12 protein-coding genes are annotated in these 10,929 nt (G+C 72.1%); 3 read left to right on the top strand and 9 right to left on the bottom strand.

Annotated elements, in window-relative coordinates; all coding sequences use genetic code 11:
• Positions 1 to 37: 37 nt before the first annotated feature.
• On the bottom strand, positions 38 to 313 hold the full coding sequence (locus ACZ7LK_RS05930) for a glutaredoxin family protein (RefSeq protein ID WP_392272650.1): 276 nt from the start codon (positions 311 to 313) through the stop codon (positions 38 to 40).
• Between the two features lie 95 nt (positions 314 to 408).
• Here ACZ7LK_RS05930 and ACZ7LK_RS05925 point away from each other — a divergent pair, with 95 nt between their 5' ends.
• From ACZ7LK_RS05925 to ACZ7LK_RS05915, 3 genes are all read left to right on the top strand, one after another.
• Positions 409 to 1,314 (top strand): HAD family hydrolase, encoded by a 906-nt coding sequence (locus tag ACZ7LK_RS05925; RefSeq protein ID WP_392272651.1) that lies wholly within the window; start codon positions 409 to 411, stop codon positions 1,312 to 1,314.
• A gap of 343 nt (positions 1,315 to 1,657) precedes the next feature.
• Positions 1,658 to 2,437 (top strand): ECF subfamily RNA polymerase sigma factor, BldN family, encoded by a 780-nt coding sequence (locus ACZ7LK_RS05920; protein WP_392272652.1) that lies wholly within the window; start codon positions 1,658 to 1,660, stop codon positions 2,435 to 2,437.
• A gap of 224 nt (positions 2,438 to 2,661) precedes the next feature.
• The gene (locus ACZ7LK_RS05915; RefSeq protein ID WP_469464085.1) at positions 2,662 to 3,858 is read left to right on the top strand and encodes a DUF5667 domain-containing protein; all 1,197 of its coding nucleotides are present in this window, start codon (positions 2,662 to 2,664) and stop codon (positions 3,856 to 3,858) included.
• A gap of 73 nt (positions 3,859 to 3,931) precedes the next feature.
• Here ACZ7LK_RS05915 and ACZ7LK_RS05910 read toward each other — a convergent pair whose 3' ends face one another.
• From ACZ7LK_RS05910 to ACZ7LK_RS05875, 8 genes are all read right to left on the bottom strand, one after another.
• Positions 3,932 to 5,017 carry a lysophospholipid acyltransferase family protein gene (locus tag ACZ7LK_RS05910; RefSeq protein ID WP_471138649.1) on the bottom strand — a complete coding sequence of 362 codons (1,086 nt, stop codon included), beginning with the start codon at positions 5,015 to 5,017 and terminating at the stop codon, positions 3,932 to 3,934.
• A gap of 17 nt (positions 5,018 to 5,034) precedes the next feature.
• Positions 5,035 to 6,111, bottom strand: coding sequence for an NAD-dependent epimerase/dehydratase family protein (locus ACZ7LK_RS05905; RefSeq protein WP_469464087.1), 1,077 nt, complete (start codon positions 6,109 to 6,111; stop codon positions 5,035 to 5,037).
• A 168-nt stretch (positions 6,112 to 6,279) separates the two neighbouring features.
• A complete protein-coding gene (locus ACZ7LK_RS05900) occupies positions 6,280 to 6,378 on the bottom strand; it encodes a 30S ribosomal protein bS22 (protein WP_003948845.1) in 99 nt (32 codons plus the stop codon).
• A 152-nt stretch (positions 6,379 to 6,530) separates the two neighbouring features.
• Positions 6,531 to 6,743, bottom strand: coding sequence for a helix-turn-helix domain-containing protein (locus ACZ7LK_RS05895; protein WP_064070100.1), 213 nt, complete (start codon positions 6,741 to 6,743; stop codon positions 6,531 to 6,533).
• Positions 6,744 to 6,871: 128 nt separating this feature from the next.
• Positions 6,872 to 7,687, bottom strand: a complete 816-nt coding sequence (locus ACZ7LK_RS05890) for a phosphatase (RefSeq protein ID WP_469464088.1) — start codon at positions 7,685 to 7,687, stop codon at positions 6,872 to 6,874.
• Between the two features lie 135 nt (positions 7,688 to 7,822).
• Entirely contained in the window at positions 7,823 to 8,998 is a 1,176-nt protein-coding gene (locus ACZ7LK_RS05885; protein ID WP_392272657.1) for an acetoin utilization protein AcuC, read from the bottom strand.
• A complete protein-coding gene (locus ACZ7LK_RS05880) occupies positions 8,967 to 10,133 on the bottom strand; it encodes an MFS transporter (RefSeq protein WP_469464089.1) in 1,167 nt (388 codons plus the stop codon). The genes ACZ7LK_RS05885 and ACZ7LK_RS05880 overlap by 32 nt, the downstream gene beginning before the upstream one ends.
• 44 nt (positions 10,134 to 10,177) lie before the next feature.
• On the bottom strand, positions 10,178 to 10,822 hold the full coding sequence (locus ACZ7LK_RS05875) for an HAD family hydrolase (protein ID WP_392272659.1): 645 nt from the start codon (positions 10,820 to 10,822) through the stop codon (positions 10,178 to 10,180).
• Positions 10,823 to 10,929: the final 107 nt, after the last annotated feature.

Genomic DNA, 10,929 nt, shown 5'->3' with positions numbered 1-10,929 from the left:
ACGATGGTAACCGCCTTTCCCGGTCACCCCACCCGGCTCAGCCCTCCAGGGCCCGCCGCAGCCGCCCCGCGTCCACCTTCCAGAACGTGTGCTGCTCCCCGTCCACCAGGACCACCGGGACCTGCTCCCAGTACGCCCGGTGCAGTTCCTCGTCCTGGAGGATGTCCTTCTCCTCCCACCGCGCGCCCGTCTGCGCGCAGACCTCCTCGACCACCGCCCGCGCGTCGTCGCACAGGTGGCACCCGGGCTTCCCGATGAGGGTCACCGTCCGCGGACCGGCCTTCTTCTTCGTACGTCCGAACATGCACCCCATTCTGCGCCCGCGTCACTCGAGCGCCCCATGAAGTTCACGCCATGGCGTCCCCCCACGGGTCGGGGAGGACCGAACACAGTGGCTATGCTCACGGCATGGCCGCACCGGGATGGCTCACTCCTCACAGGCGTTCCGCCACCGCGCGCAGCGTGCTGGCGGGCGAAGCGTCGGCCGAGGCCGCCCGCAAGACCTCGCAGCCGGCACCCGAACCCCAGTTCCCCGTCCACGGCGACGAGCACGCCGCCGCGTTCTTCGACCTCGACAACACCGTGATGCAGGGCGCGGCGATCTTCCACTTCGGCCGCGGGCTGTACAAGAGGAAGTTCTTCCAGCGCCGCGAACTCGCCCGGTTCGCCTGGCAGCAGGCCTGGTTCCGGCTCGCCGGCGTCGAGGACCCCGAGCACATGCAGGACGCCCGCGACAGCGCCCTGTCCATCGTCAAGGGCCACCGCGTGTCCGAGCTGATGACCATCGGCGAGGAGATCTACGACGAGTACATGGCCGACCGCATCTGGCCCGGCACCCGCGCCCTCGCCCAGGCCCACCTCGACGCCGGCCAGCGGGTCTGGCTCGTCACCGCCGCCCCCGTCGAGACGGCCACCATCATCGCCCGCCGCCTGGGCCTGACCGGGGCGCTCGGCACGGTGGCCGAGTCGGTGGACGGCGTCTACACCGGCAAGCTCGTCGGCGAGCCCCTGCACGGCCCGGCCAAGGCCGAGGCGGTCCGCGCGCTGGCCGCCGCCGAGGGCCTGGACCTGTCGCGCTGCGCCGCCTACAGCGACAGCCACAACGACATCCCCATGCTGTCCCTGGTGGGCCACCCGTACGCCATCAACCCGGACGCCAAGCTCCGCAGGTACGCGCGCGACCGGGAATGGCGGCTGCGCGACTACCGCACCGGCCGCAAGGCCGCCAAGGTCGGCATCCCGGCCGCCGCGGGCGTCGGCGCCCTGGCCGGCGGCACGGCCGCCGCGGTGGCCCTCCACCGCCGCCGCCGCTGACCCACGGCACACCCCCGGGCCCGGCCGCCGCCCCGGCACGCCCGAACCGGGCCTCTTACCCCCCTTCGGCGCGCGCCAGTCGCCCCGCGCGCACTCGGCCACAAGAGATCCCGCAGCCAAACACTTCTCGAAGTAATCCGATCAATACCTGATCACCAAGTGCGACTTGATCAGCCGCGTAGACGCAAGAGAAGCGACTGAATCGATGATTTGAGCAACTCGGCGTAGCGCTCCCTGCACTAAGCGTTATTCTCCTCAGACGCATACGAGACCCCCGTCCGTCGCTACGACGGGTGAAAGGTTCCGTACTGCACGTGATGGAAGCTCTGCCTCTGGGAGTCCCGTGTACCCACACGTCGGGGTTGACGCCTCGGGCCTGGCTACGCTCCGCGCGACGGTCATCGACCATCTGCGCGGCTTCGTCCCCACCGCGTACGCCGTCCCGGCCTTCGCCTCACCGGCACCCGCCGGTCCTTGCTATGCCCTCGCCGACGGCGGTGCAGCCGTCGGGAGACGCGGCGGCCGGAGCGGTTCGGGTACCTCGACCACCGCCCGCCGGCCCTCCGCCGACAGCGACAGCGCGCGCATGATGGAGCTGGTCGAGCGGGCCCAGGCCGGCGAGGCCGACGCCTTCGGCCGTCTGTACGACCAGTACAGCGACACCGTCTACCGCTACATCTACTACCGCGTCGGCGGGAAGGCGACGGCCGAGGACCTGACCAGTGAGACGTTCCTGCGCGCCCTGCGCCGCATCTCCACCTTCACCTGGCAGGGGCGCGACTTCGGCGCCTGGCTGGTCACCATCGCTCGCAACCTGGTCGCCGACCACTTCAAATCGAGCCGGTTCCGACTGGAAGTGACCACCGGCGAAATGCTCGACGCCAACGAGGTGGAGCGCAGCCCGGAGGACTCGGTCCTGGAGTCCCTCTCCAACGCGGCCCTGCTGGAGGCGGTCCGCAAGCTCAACCCCCAGCAGCAGGAGTGCGTGACCCTGCGCTTCCTCCAGGGCCTGTCCGTCGCGGAGACCGCCCGCGTCATGGGCAAGAACGAAGGTGCGATCAAGACCCTCCAGTACCGGGCGGTCCGCACCCTGGCGCGTCTGCTCCCCGAAGACGCCCGCTGACCCTGTCCACCTCAACTCACCGTCGGTGACGCCTCGATGACGCGCTGGTCCGATCATCTTTCGTGCGTAACCCAAGTGCCGAGCCGCTCGTTGTGCGGGATGCAGGCTCCCTGTGGTCGCACCCTGGCCCCAGCCACTCACTCATTCGGGTGGATGTGCTCAAGGTGTGCAACCTTCCGGACCCCCCGGGGAGTCGACCGTCATGACGAGAGGAGGTGCCGCCAGTGATCGCGAACGTATCGGCGCACCGGCGGGCGAACGCCTTCGCCCAGGCCCTGGAAGAGCAGGCGGCCGAGCAGCCCGAGGCATCGGTCGAACCGACCGAGCAGGGCCGGCTGTTGGCCCTGGCGAACGGTCTCGCCGATCTGCCGAAGCCGGAGTTGGACCCCGAGGTGAAGGTGGTGCAGCGAGCGCAGCTCGTCGCCGCCATGGAGGCGATGTTCGCCGAGGGGAGCGCGTCCGCGGGCCCTACGGTGCCGGAGCAGCGGGCGGCGACCGGGCGGGGCGCCCACCGCGCCACCGCGCTCCGGAAGTTGCGGCCCCGCTCCCGCTGGTCGAAGGGGCTCGCCGCCGGCGGGCTCACGGTCGGGGTGGCGGCGGGCGCGTTCAGCGGAGTGGCCGCTGCCAGTTCCGACGCCCTCCCCGGTGACTCGCTGTACGGGCTGAAGCGCGGGATGGAAGACCTCAAGCTCGGTATGGCCGACGACGACGCCGACCGGGGCGGGATCTACCTCGACCAGGCCTCCACCCGGCTCAGCGAGGCCCGCCGCCTCATGGAGCGCGGGAGATCCGGGGCACTGGACCACGAGTCCCTGGGCGAAATCCGGCGGGCGCTCAACGGTATGAAGCACGACGCCGCCGAGGGCCACCGGCTGCTCCGCCTGGCGTACGAGCGGGACGGCGCCATCGCCCCGATGGCCACGCTCAACTCGTTCGCCCGCAGCCACCGCGAGGCCTGGAACGGGCTGCGCGACCGGCTGCCCGTCCAGCTCACCGACGTACGGGACGAGGTGAGCGACGTCTTCGACGCCATAGACGAAGAGGTCGGACCGCTCCGCTCCCAGCTACCGCAGCCCCCGGAGCGGAGCGACGGCCGGGGATCCGGCCGCCCCGGCGCCACCAAGGACTCCTCCGGCACCGGGCCGTCCCACCAGGCCCCGTCCAGCCCGGAGAGCCGGCCCTCCGGCAGCAGCGGCAAACCCGGCCCCTCCGGCTCCGGGAGCGGCACGGCGAAGGACGACGGCCTGCTCGGCGGCAACACCGGCGGCCTGCTCGAACCGGACCCGACGACGCCCCCGCCGGCCACCGGCAGCGGTGGCGGCGGCCAGCCGACGCAGTCGCCGGCCCCGGACGTCACCATCCCGCCGATCCTCCCGGGCATCATCCCGGGCCTGGGCATCGACGAGGAAGACGCCGGCTAGACAGCGGGACGGGTGGGCGCCCCTCTCCGAAGGGCACCCACCTGTCCCCACGGCGGCCGCCGGCGCGGCACTGTCAGAAGAAGACCGACCGCCGCTGCACCAGCAGCTTGTACAGCGTGTGCTGGATCTGCTCCCGCACCTGGTCCGTCAGGTTGAACATCAGCATCGGATCCTCCGCCGCCTCCGGCGGGAACCCGTCCGTCGGAATGGGCTCACCGAACTGGATGGTCCACTTCGTCGGCAGCGGCAGCGCCCCGAGCGGCCCCAGCCAGGGGAACGTCGGAGTGACGGGGAAGTACGGGATCCCCAGCACCCGCGCGAGGGTCTTCAGGTTGCCGATCATCGGGTAGATCTCCTCGGCCCCCACGATCGAGCACGGCACGATCGGCACGCCGGCCCGCAGCGCGGTCGACACGAACCCGCCCCGGCCGAACCGCTGGAGCTTGTAGCGCTCGCTGAACGGCTTCCCGATGCCCTTGAAGCCCTCCGGCATCACCCCGACGACCTCGCCGCGCTGGAGCAGCCGCTCCGCGTCCTCCGCGCACGCCAGCGTGTGCCCCGCCTTGCGGGCCAGCTCGTTGACGACCGGCAGCATGAACACGAGGTCCGCGGCCAGCAGCCGCAGGTGCCGCCCGGCCGGGTGGTTGTCGTGCACGGCGACCTGCATCATCAGCCCGTCCAGCGGCAGCACGCCCGAGTGGTTCGCCACCACCAGCGCCCCGCCCTCGGACGGGATGTTCTCGATGCCCTTCACCTCGACGCGGAAGTAGTTCTCGTACAGCGGCCGCAGCAGCGACATCAGGACCTGGTCGGTCAGCTCCTCGTCGTAGCCGAACTCGTCGACCTCGTACTCGCCGGTGACCCGCCGCCGCAGGAACGCCAGCCCGCCCGCGATCCGCCGCTCCCAGTCGCCGCGTGCCGCGCCGCCGCTCTCCCCGCCCCTCACGCCGGCCGTCTCCCCGCGCGCCTCCTCCGGGCCGTCCGGGGCCGCTGCGGAGGCCGTCCCGGCCGCCTGGGGGGCCGGCAGCGGGCTCACGGCCCCCTCGCCGTTCCGCCGCCGCGTGCCGCCCAGGAGGGGCCGCCGGCGTCCCGGCCGGGGGGTGGCCGCGCCACCGCGTGACCGGTCGTCGTCGAACGGAATGACCTTGGCGTCCGCCATCGCTGAATCGCGCTCCCTCATCCGGCGCTGTGAGTCGTCTTCGCCGCGCCGCCGCCGGGGGCCGCGAGCGGCAGCCGGGACGCGGCGACCCGGTCGACCGCCCCCGCGAGGACCTCCGGCGGCAGCAGGCCGGGCCCGCGGCTCCGGGCGAAATCCGCGAAGGCCCCGGCGGTCGTGTATGCCGGCTCGAACCCGAGCGTCTCGCGCATCTGCACGGTGCTGACCACCCGACCGTGCGTCAGGAGCCGGATCTGCTCGGGTGAGAAGTCCGTCACACCGAGCGTGCGCAAGGCCGTGCCGACCCAGGTGACCGCCGGCAGCAGTACCGGCACCGTGGGCCGCCCCAGCCGCCGCGAGCACTGGGAGAGCGTCAGCACCCCGTCCCCGGCCACGTTGAAGGTGCCGCTGTTGAGAGTGCCGCGCCGCGGCTCCCGCGCGGCGATCCGCAGCACCTCGACCACGTCGTCCTCGTGCACGAACTGGAGCCGCGGGTCGTAGCCGAACACCGTCGGCAGTACGGGCAGCGACAGGTACTCGGCGAGCGGCGAGTCCGCGGTGGGTCCCAGGATGTTGGCGAACCGCAGCACGCACACGGCCACATCGGGCCTGCGGCGCGCGAAGCCACGGACGTACCCCTCCACCTCGACGGCGTCCTTGGCGAAGCCTCCGCTCGGCAGGGACTTGGGCGGGGTGGTCTCCAGGAAGACGGCCGGGTCGCGGGGCGCCGAGCCGTAGACGCTCGTACTGGACTTCACCACCAGGCGGCTGACCGTCGGAGACTTCTGGCACGCCCCGAGGAGCTGCATGGTGCCGATGACGTTGGTCTCCTTGACCGCCGTCCGGCCGCCGCTGCCCAGCGGGGTCCCGGTGACGTCCATGTGGACGACCGTGTCGACCCCGTACTCCGCCAGGACCCGCCCTATGGCGGGCTGCCGGATGTCGGCACGGACGAACTCCGCGTCACCCAGCCCGTGCGGGGGCGGAACGGCGTCCACGCCGATCACCCGCTCCACGCCGGGATCGCGCTGGACACGGCGGACGAACCTGCCGCCCAGCCGCCGGGCCACGCCGGTGACGAGCACGACCTTCCCCAAGATCAGCGCCTTCCGTTCGGTCCTCGCCTCTGCGCCACCGTAGCGGGTGAATGATGCGCTGTAATGACCGCCGCACCCCTGGAGGCGGCGCGGGTGCCCGGGAAACACCGTGGCCCTCCCGCCGGAAACCGGTGGGAGGGCCACGATCTGCGCACGTACAGCCGCCGCTTACTTCTTGTTGCGACGCTGCACGCGGGTGCGCTTGAGCAGCTTGCGGTGCTTCTTCTTGGCCATCCGCTTGCGCCGCTTCTTGATAACAGAGCCCACGACTACCCTCGCTCACTTCTCGGAACACCCCCGCTATGAGCGGGGATCTCGGTGCGGGGCGTCTGGGCCCACACGACCTACGTCGGCCTAGCCTACCGGCCGGAGCGCCGAGCTTGTAATCCGAGGGGTACGTGGGACCCCGTCGGGGACCGCTAGGCGGTCTCCACCCCCACGAAGGACTCCCGGAGGTACTCGTGAACCGCTTGCTCCGGAACCCGGAACGACCTGCCCACCCGGATCGCCGGCAGATGACCGCTGTGCACCAAGCGGTACACGGTCATCTTCGACACTCGCATCACCGAGGCGACTTCCGCCACGGTCAGGAACTTGACCTCGTTGAGAGGCCTCTCGCCAGCAGCAGCCATGACCCACCTGTACCTTCCGCCCACAACGCCCACCGGCTTCCCCTCCGGTGACTCTTCGTCGCGGTGCGCTCACTCACCAGACTAGGGGCGGGTGATACGAGTGGGGAAGAGGAGCTACCACCGGCCGCCTACTGTGACAGACACGCCCGATTGAGTACATAGCGAGTAAGCGGTCGGTAGTAATCGGACCGCACAGCGTCATCGATCGGGACGGCCACGGACACCCGTCCCTCGGCCTCCCCGACGAACAGCGCGGGGTCGTCCGTGTCGGCGAGGCCGACGGCCTCGATACCGAGCTGACCTGCTCCGCAGACCCATCCGTGGTCCCCCACGACGAGCTCCGGGAGCGGCCCGCCGACCTCCGCGAGACCCTCCAGGGCGGCCCTCACCGGGAGGGGTGAATGGGTGTGTGCGCCGGTCTCACAACCGGCGCCTTCACGTCCTGGTTCCCGCACCAACGCGACTCCCCGTACGTAGTCGAGACTGTACGTACGTACGCCGAACCGGGTCGTTATGTCGACACATCGCCCCTTCGCGGGTGTGAGAACGAGACATCCGGCCGCCGACAAAGCGTCTGCGAGCCCGGCGTAGAAGCCGAGCAGCCGGTGCGGATGCCCGGTCCCGAGCAGCACCGGGGCCCGCCGCCGGGCCGCCTCGCCCAGCCGCGCGGCGAACGCGCCCAGCGCGCTCAGCGTCCGTTCCGGGTCGATGGCGTCCGGTCCCGAGCGGTACGCGGGGTCGCCGGACACCCCGCACTTGGCCGCCATCAGCCGTAACAGGTCCCGCTCGTCCCACGCCCACCGGGGATCGAGCCCGAGCGTCACCCGGGGGTCCCGGACCGCGAACAGGCGATAGCTCCGCAGACTGGCCTCGCGCGACGTGGCGACCGGCCCGGCCAGCCCGGCCGCCAGCAAATGCGCGCGCAGCGCACCGGTACTCAACACCCTGCCGATGCTGCCGCAGCCCGCCCCCCGGGGAGCCGGAACGGGGCGGACACCCCACAGTTGGCGTAACCGCGCCCAACGGAGCCGGCCGGGCGGTTCGCTGGGGGGTGTCTCGCCTGATCGGCGAGACACCCCTTATGGCAGCAGCCCCCGCAGCGGGAACGCCGCCCGGCGCGCCGCCAGCACCGCCTGGTCCAGCCGGTCCGCCGGGTCGTACCCCTCGTCCCAGCCGCGCCACGACACCGGCCACCGCCCGTCGGTCATCCGCCCCGGCGCGAGCTGCCGCGTCCGCGCGTACACCTCGTCCCGCCACGACGACGGCACCACCGACTCCGGCTCCACCGGCGCACCCGCCGCGATGCCCACCAGGTGCGTCCACGACCGCGGTACGACGTCGACCACCGCGTAACCGCCGCCGCCCAGGGCCACCCACCGCCCCTCCGCGTACGTGTGCGCCAGGTCGTGACAGGCCGCCTGGACCGCCCGCTGGGCGTCCAGCGACACCGCCAGATGGGCCAGCGGGTCCTCGAAGTGCGTGTCCGCCCCGTGCTGCGTCACCAGCACCTGGGGCCGGAAGTCCGCCAGCAGTTCGGGCACCACCGCGTGGAACGCCCGCAGCCAGCCCGCGTCCCCGGTACCCGCCGGCAGTGCCACGTTCACCGCGCCGCCCTCGGCCGGCCCCGGCGCGCCCGTCTCCTCCGGCCACCCGGTCCCCGGGAACAGCGTGCGCGGGTGCTCGTGCAGCGAGACGGTCAGCACCCGCGGGTCCTCCCAGAACGCCGCCTGCACACCGTCCCCGTGGTGCACGTCCACGTCCACGTACGCCACCCGCTCGGCGCCCAGCTCCAGCAGCCGGGCGATCGCCAGCGAGGCGTCGTTGTAGATGCAGAAACCCGCCGCCGAGCCGGGCATCGCGTGGTGCAGCCCGCCCGCGAAGTTCACCGCGTGCGCGGCCTCGCCGCGCCACACCGCCTCCGCGGCGCCCACGGACTGCCCCGCGATCAGCGCCGACGCCTCGTGCATCCCCGCGAACGCCGGGTCGTCCATCGTGCCCAGCCCGTACGCCTGGTCCGCCGCCCGCGGATCCGCCGACGCCGCCCGCACGGCCGCCACGTAGTCCTCGCGGTGCACCAGCCGCAGCGTCGAGTCCCCGGCCGGCTTGGCGGCGGTCACCTCGACGGACCGATCCAGCCCGTACGCCCGCACCAACCCCATGGTCAGTGCCAGGCGCACCGGGTCCATCGGGTGCCCGGCCCCGAAGTCGTACCCGGTCAGTGCGTCATCCCACATCAACAGTGCGCGGCCGCTCATGCCCGCCACCGTATCGGTCCGGTTCAGCGCTGAACGACCGGGCGTACCGCAGCGTCACCAGCACCAGGACCATCGGCACCAGCATCGCCCCGCGGTAGCTCCACGCGTCCCCGAGCGCGCCCACCAGTGGCGAGCCGACCAGGAACCCGACGTAGTTGAAGACGTTCAGCCGCGCGACCTCCGCGTCACCCCGCGCCGCCGCGAACGTCTGCGGCACCAGCACGCTCAGCCCGAGCCCCAGCACGGTGAAGCCCGCCACCCCGGCCCACGCCCCCGGCGCCCCGGCCACCACCCCGAACCCGGCAGCCGCCAGCACCGCCCCGCCCCGCACCACGGCCCCCGCCCCGAACCGCCGCACCCCGAGGTCCCCCACGGTCCGCCCCAACAGGGTCGTGACCATATAGGCGTTGTACGGAACGGTCGCCAGCTCCTCCGACCCGCCCAGCACATCCGTCAGGTACTTCGCGCTCCAGTTCGACACCGTGGAGTCGCCGATGTACGCGAAGGTCATCACCAGGCACAGCGGCATCAGCAGCCCCGTCGAACGGCCCCTGGAGCCCCCTTCGACGCCCTGGGGGCCCGCCACGTACCACCGGCTCGCCAGCAGCGCCGCCGGCAGCACCACCACGACCACCGACAGGTACGACCACCCCAGCCCCACCCGCCAGTGCACCGCCGCCCACGCGAGCGACGCCCCGACGATCCCGCCCAGGCTGTACGCGGCGTGGAACCCGAGCATGATGCTGCGTCCGTACGCGCGCTGGAGGCTCACCCCCAGCATGTTCATCGAGGCATCGAGCGCCCCCACGGCCAGACCGAACACGCCCAGCGCCACGGCCACGTGCCACAGCCGCTCCCCCGCCCCCACCCCTAGGAGGGCCAGCAGCACCACCGGCTGCGCCCACCGGAGCACCACGCCCGGCGCCAGCCGCCGCACCAGCTTCCCGGCGAGCACGCTCCCCACGCCGGCGAGCACCGGAACGGCCGCCAGGAACACCGGCAGCAGCGCGTCGGACATCCCGTACCGGTCCTGGACGGCCGGGATGCGTGTCACCAGGACCGCGAAGGTCACCCCCTGCACGAAGAAGGAGACCGCCAGCGAACCCCGCCCACGCCTCAACCGCGCATCCGTCATGGCGGCACAGCGTAGGGGCGCTCACCCACCCCTGGACAGATCACTCACGCGAGCAGACCGAGCAACTCGCCCATGTCGTCGAAGGAGCCGTTCACCCCGGCCAGGTTCCCGGCCGGCGTCATCGCCGTGAACCCGTACACGTCCATCCCGGCCGCCCGGGCCGCCCGTACGCCGAGCGGGCTGTCCTCGACGACCACGCACCGCTCGGGCGCCACGCCCATCTTCTCGGCGGCGTGCAGGAAGAGGTCCGGCGCCGGCTTCCCCCTTCCCACGTCCTCCGCGCTGAAGACCGCGCCCGCCGGGAACCAGCGGTCCAGCCCGGTCTTCCGGTGCCCCACCCGGATCCGCTCATGGCTCCCCGAGGACGCCACGCAGTACGGCACCCCGTCGGCGGTGAGCTTCTCCAGCACCTCCGGTACGCCGGCCACCACGTCCAGCTCCCGCGCGAAAGCGGCGAACACCCGTGCGTGGAAGACCTCGTCGAAGTCGTCCGGCAACCGCTGCCCGGTCCGCTCCGCCACCAGGTCGTGCACCCGGTGCACGGCACCCCCCATGTAGTCCCGGAGGGAGTCCTCGTACGAGGTGGGATGCCCGAGCTCGGTCAGGTACGCGGCCAGGATGGCGTTGGACAGCGGCTCGCTGTCGACGAGTACACCGTCGTTGTCGAAGATGACCAGTTCATAGCGCATGCCCTGACTGTAAACGCAGAAAAGCCCCGCACCAGAAGGTGCGGGGCTTTCCCACAATAATTGTTCGGCGGCGTCCTACTCTCCCACAGGGTCCCCCCTGCAGTACC

It is taken from the genome of Streptomyces sp. NPDC039423 (assembly GCF_055598725.1).
Note: the sequence above shows the minus strand (reverse complement) of the source record. Positions and strands in the feature narration are given on the sequence as shown.

Coding starts and splice junctions, on each gene's coding strand:
- ACZ7LK_RS05930 (WP_392272650.1), bottom strand. CDS start 313: ATGGGGTGCATGTTCGGACGTACGAAGAAGAAGGCCGGTCCGCGGACG.
- ACZ7LK_RS05925 (WP_392272651.1), top strand. CDS start 409: ATGGCCGCACCGGGATGGCTCACTCCTCACAGGCGTTCCGCCACCGCG.
- ACZ7LK_RS05875 (WP_392272659.1), bottom strand. CDS start 10,822: ATGCGCTATGAACTGGTCATCTTCGACAACGACGGTGTACTCGTCGAC.
- ACZ7LK_RS05885 (WP_392272657.1), bottom strand. CDS start 8,998: ATGAGCGGCCGCGCACTGTTGATGTGGGATGACGCACTGACCGGGTAC.
- ACZ7LK_RS05880 (WP_469464089.1), bottom strand. CDS start 10,133: ATGACGGATGCGCGGTTGAGGCGTGGGCGGGGTTCGCTGGCGGTCTCC.
- ACZ7LK_RS05895 (WP_064070100.1), bottom strand. CDS start 6,743: ATGGCTGCTGCTGGCGAGAGGCCTCTCAACGAGGTCAAGTTCCTGACC.
- ACZ7LK_RS05910 (WP_471138649.1), bottom strand. CDS start 5,017: ATGGCGGACGCCAAGGTCATTCCGTTCGACGACGACCGGTCACGCGGT.